Below are 19,551 nucleotides of genomic sequence, written 5' to 3' on the forward strand. Positions count from 1 at the left end.
AATGACGTCCCAATCCCGGGCAAATGGCGGCGCGTCAGTGAGACCGGAGCCGATCGGTCTCTGCCGGTAAGCGGGGCGACGTTTCAGAGCACCCATGCCGGTGTAAGCGCGCACAAGAATGCACCGAAAGGGTACCGAATGACCCGTGACGGCAGCCCTTACCTTCTAGTTCTGCGGAGGATGATTTCCCGGTGCTGCAACATCGTTTCCAGCGATTCAGTAAGGCGGGTTAAAAGCTTTTCTGCTTCCTCGGTGTCATGGCCGCCTGCGGCAAGTTTTGCAACCCGTTTTTGCTGCTGTACTATCCGGGCTTCCGCTTGCTTCAGGTGGCTATCGGCTTCTGCCAACTCGTTGCGGGTTTCGCGTTCATCATTCATGATTTCACCTTGCGAATGGCGCCGGACCGCCGGTCCCAGGAGCGGCGGTTCGCCGACGGCCAACTGGCACGACTCGTGCTCACCAAATCGTGCGTAACCTAAGCGCATAACAGCCCGCTTGGCGGGTGCCAAGCTCCGGCAGACAACGGCGGGCTCCTGGTTGCAACCTCCCGGGAGCCCGCTCTTTTTCCCCAGCCGACCGCCGGCACAGGGGGCCCATCCTTCGGGCCTGTCCCCGTTTCTACCTGCTCCAGTCACATCCGGAAAGCGTCAGAGGAACGAATGTCCAAACGTGAATGGAGCGGTTCCCCGGATTCTGCGTGGCGGAGTGGGCGGTGCCCTTTTCCTGCTGGCATCATGCTCGAGCCAGGACATGGCTGTTCCGGCACATACCGACCACGCGCCGCCGGCATCGAGCTTGAATTCACCAACCGCAGTCCCGAACGGCAACCCAGGTTCTTCTGCCGGACCCATCGGCGGAACCGGGGCTACAGGGGGCGGCGCAGATGTCATTCCTTCCCTGAGGTAATCGGGGATGGCCGCCAACGTTTTTTTCTGCCTGCGGCGTTGCAGGGCGTCTCGCGAAGGAGGCTCCGCCGTGTTTGAAGGGGTGCGTTCCGCTAAAGTTCCCGCGTTGTCATGAATGGAAAGGTCCACGACCTTGTCGAGCATCTCAAAAGCGCCCGGCAGATACTGATCTTCACGGGGGCCGGCATCTCCACCAGCAGCGGGATCCCGGACTTTCGCGGTCCGCAGGGCGTCTGGACCCGGCGCAAGCCGGTGTACTACGACGAGTTTATGAGCTCGGAGGCCGCGCGAATCGAGCACTGGGACTATAAACTGGAAGGTTGGGAACTGTTTCGCAGCGCCCAGCCGAATGCGGTGCACCATGCGATTGTGGAACTCGAAAAGGCGGGCAAGCTGCTCGTCGTGCTCACACAGAATATCGACGGGTTACATTCAGACGCTGGAACCAGCCCTGGCCGCCTGGTCGAATTGCATGGCACAAACCGGTTGATTGAGTGCCAAAGCTGTCACCAGCGAAGCGATCCTGAGCCGCACTTCCAATACTTTCAGGCTCACCGCAACCCCCCTTTGTGCCCTTGCGGCGGCTTCTTGAAGCCGGCGACGATCAGCTTTGGCCAGGGTCTCGATCGGGCAACGCTTGAACGCGCATACGATGCAGCGCAAAAGGCCGACCTCGTCGTGGCACTCGGCTCCACTCTCTCGGTATATCCGGCAGCTTCGTTCCCGCTTCTGGCCGCGGGGCGTGGAGTACCTTACGTTATCATCAATCGAGGCCCGACCGAACATGACGGCGAACGCTGCGTTTCGCTGCGCCTGGAGGGTGAGGTCACAAACATTTTCCCGCCGGCGGTCGATTCGGCGATCCGCTCGTAACGTTTGTAATGGATGTTTGATCCCGGTCCCCGGTTCTCATACCATTTAGACGGTTATCTTGGTGGAATTTCAACCGGGTCTCAGCCGCGAATGGGCAGGAGAACTTAGCCCAGGGTTTACCCTGGGTAACCGTAAAATGATGATGAGCCCTGAAGGGGTGGTAGAACCCGCGGGCGACGCCTTCTGCCGGCCCGTTTGGCCTAAGACAGAATTTTGCCTCGTTGCTCATCGAAATGGTATCAGGCCTCAACCTGCTCCTGCCGACTGGGCCGTTGGGAGCGGGTCATTGGGATTAAAGCTTTGATACCGGTTGCCGAAAGTCATTTGTTGAACACGCGGAGTGGATAGCAGCAGCGCACGGGGATTTGAGACGGCACGATGCTTTCCTTACTGAAGCGAGGGGTTTTCCATCTTGCTTGTCGGTTTAAGCCGTGTCAGACATGCAAACCCGAGAGGCGGATCGGAAAAACCGCCGAACATTTTTCGGACCATCCCAAAGACACTCGGACCATGGTTAATCAACTTCTCAAACATGTACGAAGAACAGTGGCGGCCGGCGCGGTCGCGGCGGCCGCAAGCCTGAGCCTGCCCCAGGCGCACGGCTCCTCGGCCCTCCCTCTCACCCTGCCCCAACTCACCCACAGCGCTGCCCTCATTGCCGACGCCACCGTCCAAAGCGTCCAGTGCTTCTGGGCCACCCCCTCCGGGGCACAAACCCTGCGCACCAAAGTCACCTTCCAGGTCAACCAAGCCGTCAAGGGCAACCCGGGGCCGACCTTCACCCTGGAGTTCCTCGGGGGCCAGGTGGGCCAACAATCCTTGAGCGTCGAAGGCGTACCGCAGTTCCAGCCCGGCGGACGCTACATCATCTTCTCTGAATCCCCCGATAAAGCCGTTGTCTGCCCGATCCTGGGCTTGGACCAGGGGGCCTTGCGCGTCGTCCATGACCAGCAAAGCAACGTCGATCGGGTGTTCCGCCACTGGGGCCAACCGGTCAACGGGCGCGAAGACTTTGCCGGCCGCATCCCCGCGGTGGCCGGCCTGACCACCCGCGACTACCTGCGCACGGCCGACACGGTCCCCCAATTCCTGGCCCGCGTTTATGCCAACCAGTAACGGAGTCAGCGGCCCCTTCCTTTACACGATGAAAAAGCTCCTTATTCTGACTATGGCGGCCCTGGCGGTTTTGCCGGCGTTGCCGGCCGGCGCCTATGTGCTGGAAGGGCCCAGTTGGGCGGTGCCGAGCGTGCTGGTGTACCTGAACCTCACGGCGTCGCAGGCCGGCCTGGGCGCCAACCTGGCCAAGTTCCCCCTCACGGACGGCTCGGCGAGCTACAACCAGGTTTATGCGAACGCCGAAGCGATCTGGAGTTCCTACCTGAAGAACCTCAAGATTAATACCGTCACGGGGTCCAATGCCCAAGGCGTCACCATGTCCAGCGGGCTTAATGAGGTGGGCTTTTCCAGCACGATCCAGGGCTATGCCTTAGGTCAGTACACCCTGGGGCTGACCCTCTACTACTACAACCCGTCGTCCAACCCCAACCGGATGACGCAAACTTCCACGGCGATCAACCCCGGATGGAAGTGGAACTCCTACCGCGGCAACCTCACCTACCCGGTCATGGACCTGCGGAGGGTGGCGCTCCATGAGAGCGGCCACATGATCGGCCTGGCGCACCCCGACCAGAACGGTCAGGTGGTTAATGCGATCATGAACAGCTCGATCAGCAACACCGACAGCCTCACCACGGACGACATCTCCGGCGGCCAGCACCTCTACGGGACACCGTAAGCCCTGCCACGTCACACGGCGACCACGGCGGGCGGATCGGGCGGGCACGACGTAAGAGTTCACACGGCGAACACGGCGAAACACGGCGGGAAGAGGAGTTTTGGAGTTGGCATCGGGCAGCCGGCACCGATTGCCGAGTGCCGTCCCTCCGCCGTGCGCGCGCGAATCATTCGCGAAAGCGGCATGGGCGGTTTTCATCGAGGTCAATAAAGTCGAACATGGTCAGGGCAGCTTCGGCCGGCAGGCCCGCCTCCTGTAAGCGGAATTGGAGCCGTGGGGTGTGCGGGTCGCGCCAGGAACGTTTGGACATATAGGCGTTCCAGATTTCAATTTCTTCTTCGGAGGGCTTGCGCCCGTGTTTTGAGGTCCACTCGAGCATTTCGTCGTCACTTCTCCCTTTGAGGGTTTCGTCTTCCAGGACGCGGTAATCCACCTGGAGAAAGCGACAGCAGATCCCGTCGAAGGCGTGGGCGCCACCTTTATACTGCACCCAGGCAGGCGGGAGCTTTCCTTGAGGAAAAATCCGTATCTTGTCGAGCATGCGGCCGAAATGGACGAGGCCGCCTACCCGTTCGTACGGGCTGCGCAAGCCGGGGATGACCACCGTACCGTGCAGGGGTCCCTCCGGCGGGGCGGGATCGCTGGGAAAATGAAGCGGACGGCCCTCATCAGCATCGATGCAGTCGAAAAAAGTCTGCGCGGCGCGATCCGTTATTTGCGCTTGCTGCAGGCGTTCACGAAGGCGCCCGGAGCTGTCATCGCGCCAGCCGCGCTTTTGCATGAAGGCGTTCCAGATTTCGATTTCTTCGCCGGACGGCTTGCGTCCCTGCGTGCAGGCCCATTGGAATAGTTCGTTCTCCGTAGCGCCGTTTTTAGCCTGGGTGGTTAGTGCCGCATAATCGATCCGCAGCAAGCGGCAGCAGCGCGCGTCAAAGCCGTGAGGATTGGCTCCTCCTAAGAAAGCCTGATACTCGGCCGGTAGTTTTCCGGCGGCGTGGAGCCGGATCTTATCGATCATCCGGCCGAAGTGAACGAGTCCTTCGACCGTCTCATAGGGGCTGCGCAAACCGTCGATTTTCATAGTATTCTGGTATAGGACGTTGCACTTTGCACTTTGCTCAAAGCGATCTGTTCAGTCACCATCATTCGCACGGATCAGGGCGATTCGCGCTGCTCCGTTCCGAGGAAGCTCGAGTTTCCGGCGTGTGAGTGGTGGCTCGAGAAAGGCACTCAAATCCAGCCGGTCGCCGGCGAGCGAATCATTCCGGTTCCGTATCCCATTCAGGGTCATCGGGAAAATCCTGCAGATCGTCATCGAGGAGCGTGAAGGTGAAGTTGCCTTCGCCGCAGCGGGTTCGCAACGTCTCCAGAATCCGGGCGACCCGTTGGGGTGAATCGCTCGGGCCTTGGATGTAACTCGGTTTGCCCTGGTCACCAAAGACGAATTGGCGCGTGCATGCACTCGGATCGGTTCCGCCAAAGACACGGCAGGCTCTCTTGTAATCCGGATGAGGCTGGAACCCGAGGCCGGCGGCGTAGCGGACGGCGTCTTCAATTAACTTCCGGGCACAGGCCGGCTCGATAGGTTCCAGCGGGTCCTGGGCTGAATAACCTTCTAACAACTGCTTTTCATACCTCGTGACGTCAAGCTGAACAAACGTTGCGTCCTTGACGCCGAGACAAAAGGCGTCAAGCAGGAAAACACCGGATTCGACCCGGCCTTCGGATTTGAAACGACTCAGGATGACGGTTCCCATGCCGACTTCAAACAAGGCGCTGGAAACGAAAGCTTCGGGAGCACGTTTTGGACTCATGCGAAATCGTGCAACACACTTTCGAGCGCGGCAACCGCGGCGAACGCTTCACGCCCGGCTGCTGCGCCAAATCAGAAAAACTGGACCCAAAGACGGGGATTGCCGTTGGCCACCGCCGCGGATGAGCCGCCGCGGTTCGTTCGGTGGTCCGGAATCCACGGCCGTGGTCTGAGCGCCGGCGCCTACCACGGTGGGCAGTTGTGTCCCGCTGGAAACTTTGGTACGGTAAGAATGGTCCTTATCCAGTCTTAACGATCGGTTATGAATTCGAACTTTCCATCACCGCGCACCCGGTTTCGCCGGGCGGTCGAAGCCGTCCAGGTGATTAAGGACGACAACAGCTGGGAAGTTTTCCGCTTGGGGGAACCTTCCCTCAAGTTCCGGCACAGGGAAGAGGCCCTTGACGCTGCACGGAAAAGCGCTGCCTTGCATAAGGTGGGGATTTTAGTGCACGAGTCCGGGCATGCTGCCCAGGTTGAATAACCGGGGTTCGTCCCGGCCGGCATCGAACGCGGTTTTCGTCAATTGCCCGTTCGACCCGGAGTACAAACCCATATTCGACGCGGTGGTGTTCGCCGTCCACCGTTGCGGGTTCCTGGTTCGATGCGCCATGGAAGATTCCGACAGTAACGTCGTGCGGATCGAGAAGATCATGCAGATGATCGGGGAATCGGATCTTGGAATTCACGATCTCAGCCGGGTCGACACGCAGGGCAGCCTGCCGCGATTCAACATGCCTTTCGAGCTTGGCTTGTTCATCGGCGCGCAGCGGTATGGCTCCAAACGGCAACGGCGGAAGCGGTGCCTGATTTTGTCGGGTGAACCTCACCAATATCAACGGGTCATCTCGGATATCGCGGGTCAGGACGTCGACTCGCACCTGGGAAAGCCGGAAGAGGCCGTGCGCGCTGTCCGGCAATTCCTTGTCCAGCATGCCCCGAGGGGCGCCAGATTGCCGGGACGCGATCGCATCCTGGAAGATTACGGCCATTTTCAACGGCTGTTACCCGGCCTGCTCGAAGTGGCGGGCCAGGATCGGGAGTCATTGACCTTCCTGGAGTTTCGCGGGTACGTCCGGGACGTGGTTGCCCGCCAGGCATTGATAATCGGGTGATTGGATTGACAGCAGGAAGAGGAAACCGTTGCACGTTCCACCCGGGACAAGCCCCGGAAAGGCAGTACCTTTTGCCCGGAGATGACGAGCACCAAACTTCAAAAGGCCTTGGCCGCAGCGACCGGGACCGACGCCAAGACTGCCGCAGTGTTCCTCAATGCGCTCACGGCCATCACGTATCAGACGGTCAGAGAGGAGGGTCAAATGGTTCTGCCCGGGCTTGGCAAAGTGGTCAAGCATCGGCGGAAGATCGGCGAGGCACTTAACCCCATGACCAGGCAGAGGTTTGAGATCCGGGCCGGGCCCGTGCTCGAATTTCGCTTTGCCAAGATGGCCAAGGAGGCAATCCTCGGGCCTGCGAAGTAGCTGGAGAAAATCAGCCGGCTTTGGACCTGTCCCTCGTCACGGGTCCCTGGGAGCGGCCCGATTTGAGCTGTCGTCCTGTCCGTCGTCCTTCGATCAGTAATCAGTAGTAATTGGGAAGCTCCCCGTGAGCTTTCAAACGATGGTACGCCTGGGACAGGCTTTGCCGCGGCTCGATGCCTGTCTGGATCGCTTGTTCGTATTCGCGCATCCAGAGGGCTTTCTGGCCGAATGCGCGTAGCCAATCCAGAACCACATACAGGAGGACTTCCTGGTTGGTTGCCGCGTAGTGGAGCCTCAGAAAACCGATCGCTTTTTCGTAGTCGGACAGTTTCGCGTAGGCCAGAAAGCCGAACTCTGCCAATCGGTTGCGTTGCTCGCGAGAATGGTACGCCTGCGCCCCGTCCCATGCCCGGCGGCCCGGGGCCTCTTCGGAGACCGGGTCGGGTCGAGCATACAGCCCCGCCGCCTGTTCGATTGCCTGTTCCAGGCTCTCCGGCGTCCGCAGGCGATTGATCAAGACTCGTGCCAGGTAGGAACCGAGCGTCTCGCGACTTAACTCACTGTCGATCACGAGGCGCAGGCCCTCCCCGATAAATTCGTGCAGCTCCAGGTGTTCCGCCTTCAAGCCCAGAACAGCATCCAGAAACTCCGTTTGCGTGATGCCCACTGATTGAAACGCATCATTGGTGTTGAACAGCGCGTAATCACACGCGTAGCAGAGCATCCGGTACAGCCGTTCGAGCAAATCGCTTGCTTGCTCAAGGTTGGTCCGGTCGCTAACGGCCGCATTGATCTCCTTGAAAAAGCGCTTGGCTTTGAAACGCCATTTCGGCCGTTCTGATTTGGGCACGTGCCGGTTGGGGGCGAAATAGTTCTGCGCGTAAGCATCGCTTAAAAACTGTTCGAGTTCCGCGGCGAGCGCATCAATGTCTACCGGTTGCGCTTGAGCCTTGGCCTGCTTGGTGCGGCTACCGGCGGCGGTGGGGTTATTCAGCAGTTCGTCGATGCCTAAGCCTTCTCGCGTTTTAGGAGGCAACGCCCGGTAAATTTCCACCAGGACACGCTTCGTATCGTCCGGCGACATGCGTTCGAGCAGGGTGCGCAGTTCGGAAATTTTCATCTCGATCCTTTTGGGCCGGCATCAGCTTACGCGCCTTGCGGGCCGGAGCAACGAGACCGGTCCTGGGCGTGACCCAGGCGTGCAGCCAGAACAGGTCCGTGTTCTCTCTCCCCCCGGACCTGTCCCCGCTCGAGCCACCCGGGGGCGCGTTTCGGGGCAGGAACGTCCTCGGGCCGGCAGTGGTTTTGGCGAAGGCTTGTCGCCAGGACACCGAGCGCGTCAGGGCGGGTCCGGCGTGGGTAAGGCGGGCACAAGGCGGACCTGTCCCCTTTCCTTGCGGGCCTGTCCCTTTCGGCCCGGGCCTGACCTGGCGCCTTCGAGACCTGTCCCTGTTTCTGTCGAGGTGTTTCGGGGGCACTTACGACCTGTCCCCATCGGCGCACCCTTGAGGTCTGTCCCTGTGGCACGCGACCTGTCCCCATCAGTATGCGTGTTGTGACCTGTCCCTGTTTTCGGCGCGGCCTTGGGGCCTGTCCCTGTTGGCGTGCCCAGGGGGTGTCGGCGCCGGAAGATGCCCTGTAGCTGGTTGAATCGCTCTTAGGCCGAACGGGCCGGAAGGCGATCTGATGGCCTGAAAGGCCAAAGGAACTTAGCCCAGGGTTTACCCTGGGTAACCGTCAAATCACGATCGAGCCCTGAAGGGCGGCAGAAGGCGTGGCTCACGGGTTCTGCCGCCCCTTCAGCAAATCCAACCCGGCGGGGCGGGTGTTTGTTAGGGAGGGCGTACAGGCGTGACGTCTTAGGAGGGCTGATTCGGGGGGGAAACGCCTTCTCAGGGTGGAAACCTGGGCTAAGTTCCTTTGGCCCTTCAGGCCATCAGATCGCCTTCCGGCCCGTTGAGCCCAGACCGTTTATACGGTTTAATAGGTGTAACGCCGGCAGGGTACCTGGGAAGGAAAATAAGATTTTACCTCAATGGCCGTCGAAATGGTATCAGTTCAAGCCGTATCGCGTTCCGTACCAAGGGCGCGGAGAATGTCAGGAGAGCGGCCTGAAGCCAAGAAGTCAATGGCCGGTTTCCAAACCGGTGCGAAATGCACGCCGGGCCTGCTGCCATGAACGGATAGCCACGCAACGTTCGAGCAGCGCAACGTCGAGGTCCGGCAACCGCCGGCTCCGCGGGACCGCTTCGTAGGCGGTACCGTCATCGCGCCGGACGAAAATTTCAACCCATCGGCAGTCCGCTCCGGACGAAGCAGCGGCGCCAACGCCCGCAACGCTTCTTCGCCTGTCAGTAGCTCGACGACCATGCGACCATGCTACGCAGTGCCTCGGATCCGGCAACGGACGAATTGCCGGCCGCGCCCGAAACGATGCAAAGACCAGAGCCACCCGATGACCGCCTTCCAACCATGAACTACCAAACCCTTATCACCAAGGTCCTCGACGAGAACCGGCAGGTTCTTGAGGCCGTCAATCCCGAGGACGTTGATCGCTTTATCCAGGAGATACTCCAGGCAAAAACCGTCCACCTCTACGCCATGGGGCGCATGCAACTCTCGGTCCGGGCCTTCGCCATGCGACTCAAGCACATGGGAATCGACACTTACATCGTTTACGACACGACGAGCCCGCGAATCGGTCCGGGAGATTTACTCATCGACCATTGCGCGGTGACAAACGTCGAACTGAACGTCGTTCGCCTGGCCAAGGCAGCCGGTGCGAGAATCGTCCTGCTCACCGCTCACCCGGAGAATGAGCACGGACAACTCGCGGACCTTTGCGTCCGCGTGCCCGGACAAATCTTCGGGGGACCGCAGGAAGTGCCCTCGATCCAACCGATGGCTTCGTTGCTTGAGCAGGCGCTCGTTCTGTTCACCGACATCGTCGTGATGCTGCTGATGGAACGAAAAGGGGTATCGCCGCAAGCGATGCAGGAGAACCATACTAACCTTGAAGGACTCCCCCATTCATTCGCCTGATCCCAAGCCGTGAACCGGATCAAATCACATGAGCGCAGGCTGAAACGGGTGCGGCAAGCCGGCGGCCGGCAACTCTACGGGGCACCGTAAGCGCCGCATGGGAATCAACCGAAGCGAAAGGGGAGTCACTTAACGGGCCGCCCCCGATGTGACGTCATTTGCATCTTATTTGCATCTTTAATGAGGGACCGGCTAACCCCGAGATGAACCTACCCGTGTTTCCGTTTCCTTTGAGGCCGGATTCCGGTGCGAATGGCCGCGCTCAGGTGAAAAGCGCAGCCCCGGCTGCGGGGGTAGCGGCAAGGTACTTACCGCTTGCCTCTGCGCGAGCAGGCGAGTTTTCGCCGGTTGGCGGACGGGCGCACCGGTTCCTATTCCCTTATTTTATTTCTCTTCCTTCCCTTTGGGAAAGTACCTCACGCCAGCCATTCCCTGAAAGTGCTCATCTTGAGTCCACAACGTTGCCCGGTGGAGCTGCGCGGTAGCGTAGATCAGACTATCAGCCAGAGGAAGCGGGATGCGCGCAGCGGCCAATGCCAAGGGTGGCTCGATATCCACGACTGTGCCTTGCGCCAGCAGCCCGTACACTTCGAGTGCGGCATCCTCACCCCGCTCCCGGTAAACTTTCTTGAACAGTTCGTAGATGACGATGACCGGCACGATCAGGCTGGCCGTTTTCTCAATGGGCTCGGCAAAGCGTTCCGCCCACTCCGAGCCGGTGAGGTACTCGAGCCAAGCCGAGGAATCTACTACATTCATAGCCGGTCCGAGTCGCGCTCGATAGTGGTGTCCAGGCCCTTTAGAAAACCACGCAATTCCGCCGGCTTACGCAGGGGTAGAAATTCCACACGGCCGTTATACTCGATTACCTGGAGTTTCATGCCCGGCCGCAATCCAAGTCGGGCACGAACCGCACGCGGGATAACGACTTGAAATTTCGACGATAAAGTCACCGTTGCCACGTTCGCAGAAGGTTAATCATCCTTCTTATCGATGCAATACGCGTTCTACCATGGCCATCGACGGCCATTCCGGAGCCGGCGGCCGGCCAGGGCGCATACCGGATCGTAGGTGATTACTCTCTCTTGGCCGCTCGAAGAGGCGGGGTTCGACTTGAACAGGCGACCGAGGTCTCGCTGAGCCTTATTCAACGCTTATGAACCCCGGGGATGTCCTCAACGCTCCGGCGCCCCGGAAGAAAGGCGATCGATCAACGCCTGAACCCGCGCGCGTGCGGCGGCCCGCCGCTGGGCCAACTCCGTCTTTTGATCCGGGGTCAACAAGGCTTCCATCTTCGCCTCAAGCTTCGCGCGCTGCACTTCTTGGGCTGCGAAGGCCGAACCCAAAGCCTGGCCGGCCGACCCGATTGCCTGCGCGTCATCCGGGTTGTTCAGCACTGCCTGGCGCAAAGCTTCCTGCGCTTTCAAAACGGCCAACCGGGCTTGCCGAAGTCCCGGCCGGGCGCCGGCGAGAATCCGCCGTACCTCCGGGCGCTGGGCGTCCGTCAAGGTTAACCCTTCCAAAAAGGGCGCGCCTCCCAACCCCCCGCCCAAATTGCCGTGTCCGGGCCCCGGCGGTCCTCCCGGCCCGCCCCGCGGCCGCCGGGGCCCGCCGGGAGTTTGGCCTTCAGGCTGCTCCGGAACGCCTTGCCCCCCGCCCGGTTCGACCGCAGGCGGCGTCTCGGCCGGCCCCTGCGGGGGCGGTGGCGCTTCCTGCGCCCGTCCGCCCACGGTTAAAAAAAGGAGCGCCGCACAAACGACGCCCAAACGCTCGCGTTTAAACAAAGGAGTGACCATTTAGCCTCAAGGTACACACCCCCGATGAAGATTCCGAACTTTTCACCAAGGCTGCTGAGCACCATCCGGGCGCGCTCCGCCAGTGCTCCTTGGACGTTGCCTGACACCCGGTCCCAGCCGGTGCGTTGAAACAGGCTGCATGAGGGGCCGAAACGGACCTGTCCCCAATGGGGTTATTCGTGGCATGGGGACAGGTCGCTTACCGGCCGCCGTTCGGACCTGTCCCTATGAGCGACTCAAAGGTGCCGGGTAGCTTCATACCATTTCGACGGCCATGAAGATAAAATCTTGACTGCCTTCCCAGGTGCCCTGCCGGCTTTATACCTATTAGACTGTATAACGGGTCTAGGCGATCGTGATTTGACGGTCACCCAGGGTAAACCCTGGGCTAGGTTCTTTTGGCCCTTCAGGCCATCAAACGCCCCTTCGGGGCTGAAACCCGCTCGAAATTCCACCAAGATAACTGTCTGAATGGTGTATGACCGATTCAACCAGCTACGGAGCATCCTCCGGCGCCGACACCCCCTGAGCGACATTCTACCGAGAAACTGTCTGAATGGTATCACACCCTTGCAGGTGCTACACTCTTTGCGGGCCGCCTGGAGGCCACCCGGAGCCAAACCCCGCCCCATGGTCCCTTCGTCTTCTCCTGATGCGCCCCGCTTTACGCCCAAGCAAGGGCAGTATCTGGCGTTTATCTACGCCTACACGCGCGTGATGGGGCGGCCGCCAGCCGAAGCCGACATGCAGCGCCACTTCGGCGTCAGCCCGCCGACTGTTCACCAGATGATCCTGACCCTGGAGCGCGCGGGGCTGATTCGACGGCGACCCGGCGTCGCTCGCAGCATCGAAGTACTGATTGCTCCCGAATCGCTGCCAATTCTGCGTTGATCCGACCTCGAGCATCCTCAATGAACGCGAGATGGTGAAATGAAAGCAGGGCGGTGATGGGTGAGCTACCGGGCTATTTATTTGAACCGATCGGAATGAATGACTATTTTGCACGGATGATCCTTGAGCGGTATCCCGCGCTCCGGCGCCTTTCGCCTGCGGAGAAGCTCGCCCTGGTTACGGAGCTATGGGACGACTTGGCCGCCCACCCGGCTGACGCGCCAGTCTCACCGGAGCATTTGGCCGAGCTTGACCGGCGCATGGAGGATTACCGCAACGGCCCGTCACAGGTAACCACGTGGGAAGCCATTAAGGAGCGCATTCTCGGCTCCCGGTAGATGGCTGAGCTCATCTTTCTCCTCTCCGCCTACATCGATATCCAGCAGGCCTACAACGTTTACAAGGAGTATCAGGTGGGCCGGGGTGCGATTTTCACGCGACATTTGGACGTGGCTTTTGGCCATTTGCGAATGTTTCCGGAGATCGGACCGTTATTTCACGGCAATTACCGCCGGCTGCTGGTGCCCCGCTTCCCTTATGGGACAATTTTGGCCGCGAGCCCAGTGATGAACGCAAATCCTTTGGCACTCAAGAGGTTGAACAGTAGGCGTCCACGATCTGGGCCGAAGTCAACGCTTACCGGTACACTGCACTGTGGGAACGATCCGCTGGCTTACTATCCTTGCTACCGCAGAAAGGCTCCGAACCGTTCTTTTCGATGCCATTCCAGCGCTTCCGGGTGCGGCCGGTAGAGATTCTCTTTTGGAAGCAGAATGCTTCTTCCTTCCGCATCGATGATCGGAAAAAGCTGATAGCTCGCGTTTCGTGCTTCCGGGTGGATGATGACCTCGTACTGATCCGAGATCGTGAAAATGCCCCGGTCAAAAGCCCAATGGGCTGTGCGGGATAAAGCCAGGCCGTTGCGGGGATCGTCAGGACCCCGATGCTCTTTGCCGATAATGTGGGCCGCTTCAGCCTCGATGTGAGGTCCATGCACGAACCGCTGGCCCGTTACGGAACAGGTGAACGCGTAGTTGCTCAACACAATTTCCCTGAAAACCGCTTCGCGTTTCTGGCGGCTCACCTGGTAAACGGCTCGGTTTTCCTGCACCACTGCGGTCCATTCCTCCAGGCTCTCGAGTCTCAGCGCAGTTTCCAGTAAATCGTCGGAGAGTTCTTCCTGCCCGTACAGGTACCTGGAAACTTCTTCCACGTGCATGCCTCGGATTCGAAAAAGACCGGATTGCGATTCAAAAGTTTCGATCAGCCCGAGCCCTGCAATGAGGTAAGTCGAGCCCTCACGATCCATTTTGCTCGTGACCTGGCGAAAAACCAGGACCGGCTCGCGGTCTTCGCTGCATCGCACCAGCGCTTGATTTGAGGAGATCTCGAGTCCTCCGGCCTTCGGGCTGTAAAGCATCGTCCAGCTACGATCAAAGAGGTACTCGATCCTGTCCGTGTAAGGGCTGGACAGCATCGACGTAATCGAAAGCGCGTGGCTTGACCAGTGCGGCTTGTAGATACCTTCGGCAAACGGATGGAGGATGTGGCCGAAGCGTTCGGCGTCGCGCAGGACGCGGGCCGGCTGGATCGTACCGAAAAGCGGTGCAACCCGCCGGAAGATGCCGATTCGTTGATCACGTTCACCAGCCAACGACGCACCAACCTCCCCTCCTATATTTCAGGAGGTTCAACACACCATCAACCGGTTTTCATCGGTGAAAGGGTGTTTGCCATCAATGCCCCATCTCCTCGCGCCCGGGCGGCTCCCGCCGCGGCAATCGCCTCGCGGATCCGGGTAAGTTCGCCTTGCGGGTTGCGGAACCAGTCGGTCGACCAGACTCGGTGGACACGCCAGCCCATGCCCTCCAGAATGCTCTGGCGGAGCCGGTCGCGGTCGCGGGCGGATTTGGAGGAATGGTAGGAGGCGCCGTCGCATTCGATGGCCAGGATGAAAGAGCCGGGCTGGTCCGGGTCGCGCACGGCGAGGTCGATAAAATACCCGGCGACGCCGAGCTGCGGCTGGCAGTCAAACCCGAGGCTCTGCACGGCAGCGATGACCTGTTGCTCGAACACACTATCGGGCGGACGCGGCGGCAAACTGGTCGACGGGAGACGGCCGGTCCGGGCAAACTCGAGGTAGCGCTGCAGGCTTTGGGCGCCGGCGCTGCTTTCCGAGGTCAGCTTGAGTTCGTCGGGGCGGAAGGACGAGTAGACGTGGACCCGTTTGCGGGCCCGGGAGAAGAGAACGTTGAGGCGGCGCCCGCCGTTCCGGCCGTTGATGGGCCCGAAGTTCCGGTGCAGCACGCCCTGGGGATTGCGGCCGTAGGTGATGGAAATGAAGATGACGTCGCGCTCGTCGCCCTGGACGTTCTCGAGGTTTTTTACAAAGACGCGCTCGCCGCGGTCAGTCTCCAGCCGCCCGGCGCCGGCCTGAGCAACGGCATCGTGCTTAAGGCCGGTCTCCAGGAGGTCCTCAATAAGGGCGGATTGGACTGAGTTCATCGCGACCACGCCCAGGCTTTCGCCGGGCCGGTGCCGGAGGTGATCCATGACGGCCTCAACGACGGCGGCAGCCTCGATCTCGTTTTTGCTCCCGGCATACTGGCCGGCGACTTCGATGAATTTAACGCCGTACTCAGGGGATTTTTCGTGGACTGAGGGAAACAGGATGAGTTCGTTGTCGTAAAACTCGGCGTTGGAAAACGCGATGAGGGACGGGTGCCGGGACCGGTAATGCCAGCGCAACAGGCGGGCGGGCTGGTATAGGCCGGCGGCGGCGTCCAGGATGCTTTCCGATTCCTGGATGGCGGCAAGGTCAACGTTCTCGTCATCGTCGAGATGATCGTCGCCGAAGTTGGATTCGAAAAAGGACGTCGGCGGCAACTGTTTGTTATCACCCACGATGACGCACTGCCGGCAGCGGGCCATCGCGCCCAGGGCATCCTCGGGCCGCATCTGGGAGGCCTCGTCCAGGACGAGGAGATCAAACTGAAATTTGCCGCGGGCCAGGTACTGGGAGACGGCGAGAGGCCCCATCATGAAGCAAGGTTTCAAGGCAAGCACAGCGTTGGCCGCACGCGAAAGGACGTCGCGCACCGACCCGCGCGGCACCTGTAAACCGATCTGGTGCTGGAGAAGAGCCAGTTCGGTCTTCCCGCCCGTCCGGGCCGCGTTGATCCCGGCAGAAACGGGCCGTTGCGCGAGCCGGGTGGCGATCATCCGGCGGGTGAGCGCCTGAAATTCGCGGTCGCGCGCCTGGAACTGTTCCTGCACGGCGTCCCATTTTCCCAGGGTGCTCCGCAAAGCCGGATGTGCCCGCTGGAGTCGCCGGGCCAATGGTTCCCAGGTGAGGTAATCGAGGAGGGTGCGGCCGAGTCCGGGAGCGACACGGTGATCCAGGATGGCGCGAGTAACCGGACCTAACCCGAGCTCCCGAAGCGACGCGCATAGTTCGTTGAACTGAAGCCAGTGATCGAGTTTTTCGTTTTCCGCCAACGCCCGGTGAATCCGGTCCCGCGTGCGCGTCAGGGGCTGATCGGGGTGATGCCAAACGGCGGGAGCCAGCCCGCCAAAGGTAGCAAACCGGCTGAACGCATCATCGAAGGCCAGGTAGGCGCGTTGCAGGTCGCGGAAACTCGCCAACCACTGGTCGAGGCCCGTATTCCCGCGTTCGATCATTGTCTTCACCACGGATTGCAGCAGGGCGCGATCGGGGGTTGCGGCGGCAAGGGCGCGCCAAAGGACCGATTGCCGGGCGAGTTCGGCCCGGCTGGTATCGATTCCGCGGTAATGCTGCGGTCCGAGAACGTGGTCCCACCGGCGTCCACAGACGTGCGCCAGCGCGCTTTGGAGGTCTTTGAACCCGGTGAAGGCAACCGGGAGAACCGCAAGTGGTAATGAGTCCGCCGCAACGCCGCCGGAGAGGGCGTCCACGCTGCTTTTGATGGCTTGTGCAACCGGCAGGATAGACTGGAACCCGGCGAGTGCAGGATCGGATTCGAAAGTGAGTTTGAGGTAATCGGCGCCTTGCCGGAGGGTGCGGCAGAAGCCGGTGAGGGCGTCGCCTCTGCCGCCACTGAAATAACCTTTCAAAAACGTGAGCCGGTCAGGCGACAATGAGAAGAGGAACTCGCGGCAGCGCCGTTCAATGGCTGAACCGGAAATCGGGAACTGGCGATCGATGGTTGTGACCCAGTCGCGGGCCCGAGCCAAGTGCGCCAGGTCGGTTGTGATGCCGCTGAAGGCCGGTCCGAAGGCGGCGATGTAAACCGGGTTTTTCTCGAACTCTTCGAGTGCGAGTTTCCAGTCGGCGAGGCGGTTTAGCACGGCGGCGGTGACCTTGTAGCCGGGCCGGCGGGTTTTGTCCTTCTGCCAGACTAACAGACGTTGACGGGCTTCCCGGCAGCCTTTGCTCAGGAAAGGGAAAAACCTGTGTCCGGCCAGGAACGCGGCTTCCTTTAACAGTTCCTGCGCGCCGGGTAGTTGAGAAACATAATAGTCCTCGGTTAATGATTGGCCTTCCGCGTTGATCTGACCAGCCTCGGCGGCGGCTTTTGCCAGCGTGGCGGAAAATTCCGGGGTCAGCAGCGCTTGCGGGGTGACGCCGGGGACGTGGTCAGCGTCACGGAGGAGTTGGATCAACCGCGCGGCGAGCTCGAGGTCAGCGGGTGAGGCGGCAAAGGTTAAGGAGAAAGTTTTTTCCAGTTCGTCCAGAGAGGCGCTGATGCCGGGCAGGTCAGGCTCCAGGCTCAGCAGGCCGGTTAACCATTGCCGGAGCCTGCCGAGGGTCATGCCGGGACCCGGAGTTGAGTTGATATCGTCAGAGAGGGAAAGGAAGGCCCCGAGTGAGGTTAGATCGGATTGCTGGAGGCGGCGCGACTGCAGGGTGGCTGCCAATTGCCGGCTGTGGTTGAGGAGGCGCCCGAGGCAGGCCAACACTTCATCCGCTTCCGTGTCGCCCGAAGAGGCATGGAGGTTAAGCCAGCCGAAACACCAGCAGTCGCGGCCGGCCCGGAGCAGATCGGCTAACCGAAAACATTTCTGGAGGTTTGGGGTGGTTAGTTCGAAGGTGGCGCCGTGTCCGGTTAGGAAGCGGCCGGCCAGGGCGAGAAGCGTATCGAGGGCGTCCCGGGCCTGGTGCAGGCGGGCGATGATTTCGGCCTGCGCAGCATGATCGGCGGCGGTGGTTTGCAGTCCGTGCCAGGGATGCCGGTCGAGTGTGGTTTGGCCGGGGCAGACAATCCTCGTCAGGAGTTGGAATCTCTCCAGTTCAGCGATGAACGGTTCGAAGCGTGCCGGGTCGATGGCATCCTTGTCGAGGTCGAACAGGGCCGAGAGCGTCTGTCCATCGCCGGATTGATGGGAATCGACGGTTAACCGGCTCCGGGCGGCCAACGCCAGAATCTGCTGCAGCGTCTTGCCTGAGACCGGCTCGATTTCGTTCAGTTCGAGCACGAGCGCCTTGAGTTCGTCCCAATGACCGCGGAGCCGGGCTTTTACCTGGTCAAGGTCGCGCGGCTCAGGAAACCTGGCGTTGAGCCGGCGTCGAAGGTCGGCGTAAAAATGCCGTTTGTTGGCGTTCTCGCTGTGCAGCTCAAGGCAAAAATCACCCAGGCCGGCTTTGGCCAGCCGCTCTTTCACGACCTGCAGCGCGGCCAGCTTTTCGGCGACGAAGAGGACGGTTTTGCCTTGCTCAAGCGCGGCGCCGATAATGTTGGTAATGGTCTGCGATTTGCCGGTGCCGGGCGGCCCCTGGATGACCAGGTCCCGGCCGTTCAAGGCATCGAGGATGGCGCTGTGCTGGCTGCTGTCTGCGTCCTCGATCAAAGGCAACTCGCGTTGGTCAGGCGGCAGCTGGTCGATTGGAAAATCATCGGCATGCCAGGAATCGCCGGATTTTTGGCCTTCAAAGAATTCGCTGACCCGAGGGTTTTGCAGGAGCAGACCGGGATCCGGCCAGTTGGCCGGGTCCAGGTCCTTGTGCATGACCATTTTGCGAAACTGGAGCAGCGCCAGGGTGGCGCCGCGGCAGATCCGCCACCGGTCCTGCCGGGTCTTGATGGCGCGCGCGCAGGCCTCGAAGTAGCGTTCAGGGGTTTGCTCCTCGCCGGGAACCGGGAACGCGAAGCCGAAATCAAACTGCAGTTTCTCGATGAGCGATAAGTTCGGCATGAGTTCTTCCTCGGTAAAGGCGAGGTGGAACTCATAGGCATGGCCGGCGGCGTTTTGGGTCCGGCGGATTTGCACGGGGATGAGCAGGAGGGGCGCTAGGTTCGGCTGGTTCGAGTCGTCACTCTCAAACCATTCCAGGAATCCCAGGACCAAGTGCAGAACGTTGGACCCGGTTTCTTCGACGGCGAGGCGGGCAGCGTTCCTGATATTCTGGCCGCGGGCCTCGAGTTCGTCCGGGAAATAAAGGGTGTTGATCAGGCGGGCCGGATCGACCCGCTCAAGGAGATCATCACCGGCAGCGGCGCAAGGCAATTCGAAGGTGCATGCCAAGCCGTAAACGGTTTCGGCGATGAACCTGGCCTGGGGGGCGGTTTTGTCGCCCCGGGCGTTTTTGCCCAGGGCGGTGAACGCTTCTTCCTGTTCGGGGGTGAGGGCGCCGGGTTTGGGCCTCGGCACGGGCAGGAGGCGCAACTCTTTTTTCCTGGTGACGAGGCGTTCGTATATCCAGTCCGGCGCAAGGTTGAACAGCCGGAGCGATTTGGCCGTGTGCTTAAAATTGAGCAGCCGGTTGTTTCGGCTCAGGTCGAGGAGGCGACCCCGGAGGTTCTTGAGTCCTTCGGCGGTATCGCCCTGGAAAAGCACCGATTCCCCCGCCGGTGTTGATGGCGCGTCCGAACTCATGGAAAAATGCCACAATTGCCACGAGTGAAAAAATACCACAAATGACGATCACTGATTCGTGGCAGTCGCGGCATTGTTTGGCTTGCGGCATTTGCCCGGA

General features: G+C 60.7%; 18 protein-coding genes and 1 pseudogene. 9 read left to right on the top strand and 10 right to left on the bottom strand.

The window, feature by feature from the left end; translation table 11 throughout:
* Positions 1 to 158 precede the first annotated feature (158 nt).
* Positions 159 to 377: a hypothetical protein gene (locus tag JO015_13785; GenBank protein ID MBW0000168.1), complete on the bottom strand. Its 219-nt coding sequence runs from the start codon at positions 375 to 377 to the stop codon at positions 159 to 161.
* A gap of 639 nt (positions 378 to 1,016) precedes the next feature.
* Here JO015_13785 and JO015_13790 point away from each other — a divergent pair.
* From JO015_13790 to JO015_13800, 3 genes are all read left to right on the top strand, one after another.
* The gene (locus tag JO015_13790; protein MBW0000169.1) at positions 1,017 to 1,778 is read left to right on the top strand and encodes a Sir2 family NAD-dependent protein deacetylase; all 762 of its coding nucleotides are present in this window, start codon (positions 1,017 to 1,019) and stop codon (positions 1,776 to 1,778) included.
* 510 nt (positions 1,779 to 2,288) lie between these two features.
* Positions 2,289 to 2,894, top strand: a complete 606-nt coding sequence (locus tag JO015_13795) for a hypothetical protein (protein MBW0000170.1) — start codon at positions 2,289 to 2,291, stop codon at positions 2,892 to 2,894.
* Positions 2,895 to 2,922: 28 nt separating this feature from the next.
* On the top strand, positions 2,923 to 3,573 hold the full coding sequence (locus JO015_13800) for a matrixin family metalloprotease (protein MBW0000171.1): 651 nt from the start codon (positions 2,923 to 2,925) through the stop codon (positions 3,571 to 3,573).
* 166 nt (positions 3,574 to 3,739) lie between these two features.
* On the opposite strand, the gene JO015_13805 is transcribed toward JO015_13800, so the two are convergent.
* From JO015_13805 to JO015_13815, 3 genes and pseudogenes are all read right to left on the bottom strand, one after another.
* Entirely contained in the window at positions 3,740 to 4,189 is a 450-nt protein-coding gene (locus JO015_13805) for a DUF5069 domain-containing protein (GenBank protein ID MBW0000172.1), read from the bottom strand.
* A 36-nt stretch (positions 4,190 to 4,225) separates the two neighbouring features.
* Positions 4,226 to 4,654: pseudogene (locus tag JO015_13810) on the bottom strand (DUF5069 domain-containing protein).
* Positions 4,655 to 4,832: 178 nt separating this feature from the next.
* Positions 4,833 to 5,387, bottom strand: coding sequence for a hypothetical protein (locus tag JO015_13815; GenBank protein MBW0000173.1), 555 nt, complete (start codon positions 5,385 to 5,387; stop codon positions 4,833 to 4,835).
* A 261-nt stretch (positions 5,388 to 5,648) separates the two neighbouring features.
* On the opposite strand from JO015_13815, the gene JO015_13820 reads away from it, so the two are divergent.
* The 3 genes from JO015_13820 (at position 5,649) to JO015_13830 (ending at position 6,867) form a co-directional block, all read left to right on the top strand.
* A complete protein-coding gene (locus JO015_13820; protein ID MBW0000174.1) occupies positions 5,649 to 5,870 on the top strand; it encodes a DUF2188 domain-containing protein in 222 nt (73 codons plus the stop codon).
* Positions 5,851 to 6,501, top strand: coding sequence for a hypothetical protein (locus JO015_13825; GenBank protein ID MBW0000175.1), 651 nt, complete (start codon positions 5,851 to 5,853; stop codon positions 6,499 to 6,501). The genes JO015_13820 and JO015_13825 overlap by 20 nt, the downstream gene beginning before the upstream one ends.
* 81 nt (positions 6,502 to 6,582) lie before the next feature.
* Positions 6,583 to 6,867, top strand: a complete 285-nt coding sequence (locus JO015_13830) for an HU family DNA-binding protein (protein MBW0000176.1) — start codon at positions 6,583 to 6,585, stop codon at positions 6,865 to 6,867.
* A 100-nt stretch (positions 6,868 to 6,967) separates the two neighbouring features.
* On the opposite strand, the gene JO015_13835 is transcribed toward JO015_13830, so the two are convergent.
* Complete coding sequence (locus JO015_13835; GenBank protein MBW0000177.1) at positions 6,968 to 7,987, bottom strand: hypothetical protein; 1,020 nt, start codon at positions 7,985 to 7,987, stop codon at positions 6,968 to 6,970.
* A gap of 1,352 nt (positions 7,988 to 9,339) precedes the next feature.
* On the opposite strand from JO015_13835, the gene JO015_13840 reads away from it, so the two are divergent.
* A complete protein-coding gene (locus JO015_13840) occupies positions 9,340 to 9,909 on the top strand; it encodes a sugar isomerase (GenBank protein MBW0000178.1) in 570 nt (189 codons plus the stop codon).
* 384 nt (positions 9,910 to 10,293) lie between these two features.
* Here the strand turns inward: JO015_13840 and JO015_13845 are convergent, their stop codons facing one another.
* The 3 genes from JO015_13845 to JO015_13855 all read right to left on the bottom strand — a co-directional run bounded on the left by JO015_13845 (position 10,294) and on the right by JO015_13855 (position 11,705).
* A complete protein-coding gene (locus JO015_13845) occupies positions 10,294 to 10,668 on the bottom strand; it encodes a type II toxin-antitoxin system VapC family toxin (protein ID MBW0000179.1) in 375 nt (124 codons plus the stop codon).
* Complete coding sequence (locus JO015_13850) at positions 10,665 to 10,871, bottom strand: AbrB/MazE/SpoVT family DNA-binding domain-containing protein (protein ID MBW0000180.1); 207 nt, start codon at positions 10,869 to 10,871, stop codon at positions 10,665 to 10,667. The genes JO015_13845 and JO015_13850 overlap by 4 nt, the downstream gene beginning before the upstream one ends.
* A gap of 213 nt (positions 10,872 to 11,084) precedes the next feature.
* Positions 11,085 to 11,705 carry a Spy/CpxP family protein refolding chaperone gene (locus tag JO015_13855; protein ID MBW0000181.1) on the bottom strand — a complete coding sequence of 207 codons (621 nt, stop codon included), beginning with the start codon at positions 11,703 to 11,705 and terminating at the stop codon, positions 11,085 to 11,087.
* Between the two features lie 630 nt (positions 11,706 to 12,335).
* Here JO015_13855 and JO015_13860 point away from each other — a divergent pair.
* Together JO015_13860 and JO015_13865 are read left to right on the top strand one after the other, a co-directional pair.
* Positions 12,336 to 12,596, top strand: a complete 261-nt coding sequence (locus JO015_13860; GenBank protein MBW0000182.1) for a MarR family transcriptional regulator — start codon at positions 12,336 to 12,338, stop codon at positions 12,594 to 12,596.
* A 56-nt stretch (positions 12,597 to 12,652) separates the two neighbouring features.
* The gene (locus JO015_13865; GenBank protein ID MBW0000183.1) at positions 12,653 to 12,934 is read left to right on the top strand and encodes an addiction module protein; all 282 of its coding nucleotides are present in this window, start codon (positions 12,653 to 12,655) and stop codon (positions 12,932 to 12,934) included.
* Positions 12,935 to 13,281: 347 nt separating this feature from the next.
* Here JO015_13865 and JO015_13870 read toward each other — a convergent pair whose 3' ends face one another.
* Positions 13,282 to 14,250: an HNH endonuclease gene (locus JO015_13870; GenBank protein MBW0000184.1), complete on the bottom strand. Its 969-nt coding sequence runs from the start codon at positions 14,248 to 14,250 to the stop codon at positions 13,282 to 13,284.
* Between the two features lie 47 nt (positions 14,251 to 14,297).
* A complete protein-coding gene (locus JO015_13875; GenBank protein ID MBW0000185.1) occupies positions 14,298 to 19,451 on the bottom strand; it encodes a DUF4011 domain-containing protein in 5,154 nt (1,717 codons plus the stop codon).
* Positions 19,452 to 19,551 lie beyond the last annotated feature (100 nt).

The organism is Verrucomicrobiota bacterium (genome assembly GCA_019247695.1).
GTDB lineage: Bacteria > Verrucomicrobiota > Verrucomicrobiia > Chthoniobacterales > JAFAMB01 > JAFBAP01.

Bases quoted from the DNA above. Each gene is read 5' to 3' on its own strand.
- JO015_13790 (MBW0000169.1), top strand. From the start codon at position 1,017: ATGAATGGAAAGGTCCACGACCTTGTCGAGCATCTCAAAAGCGCCCGG.
- JO015_13815 (MBW0000173.1), bottom strand. From the start codon at position 5,387: ATGAGTCCAAAACGTGCTCCCGAAGCTTTCGTTTCCAGCGCCTTGTTT.
- JO015_13860 (MBW0000182.1), top strand. From the start codon at position 12,336: ATGGTCCCTTCGTCTTCTCCTGATGCGCCCCGCTTTACGCCCAAGCAA.
- JO015_13785 (MBW0000168.1), bottom strand. From the start codon at position 377: ATGAATGATGAACGCGAAACCCGCAACGAGTTGGCAGAAGCCGATAGC.
- JO015_13845 (MBW0000179.1), bottom strand. From the start codon at position 10,668: ATGAATGTAGTAGATTCCTCGGCTTGGCTCGAGTACCTCACCGGCTCG.
- JO015_13875 (MBW0000185.1), bottom strand. From the start codon at position 19,451: ATGAGTTCGGACGCGCCATCAACACCGGCGGGGGAATCGGTGCTTTTC.
- JO015_13825 (MBW0000175.1), top strand. From the start codon at position 5,851: ATGCTGCCCAGGTTGAATAACCGGGGTTCGTCCCGGCCGGCATCGAAC.
- JO015_13855 (MBW0000181.1), bottom strand. From the start codon at position 11,705: ATGGTCACTCCTTTGTTTAAACGCGAGCGTTTGGGCGTCGTTTGTGCG.
- JO015_13820 (MBW0000174.1), top strand. From the start codon at position 5,649: ATGAATTCGAACTTTCCATCACCGCGCACCCGGTTTCGCCGGGCGGTC.
- JO015_13795 (MBW0000170.1), top strand. From the start codon at position 2,289: ATGGTTAATCAACTTCTCAAACATGTACGAAGAACAGTGGCGGCCGGC.
- JO015_13865 (MBW0000183.1), top strand. From the start codon at position 12,653: ATGGGTGAGCTACCGGGCTATTTATTTGAACCGATCGGAATGAATGAC.
- JO015_13840 (MBW0000178.1), top strand. From the start codon at position 9,340: ATGAACTACCAAACCCTTATCACCAAGGTCCTCGACGAGAACCGGCAG.
- JO015_13800 (MBW0000171.1), top strand. From the start codon at position 2,923: ATGAAAAAGCTCCTTATTCTGACTATGGCGGCCCTGGCGGTTTTGCCG.
- JO015_13830 (MBW0000176.1), top strand. From the start codon at position 6,583: ATGACGAGCACCAAACTTCAAAAGGCCTTGGCCGCAGCGACCGGGACC.
- JO015_13835 (MBW0000177.1), bottom strand. From the start codon at position 7,987: ATGAAAATTTCCGAACTGCGCACCCTGCTCGAACGCATGTCGCCGGAC.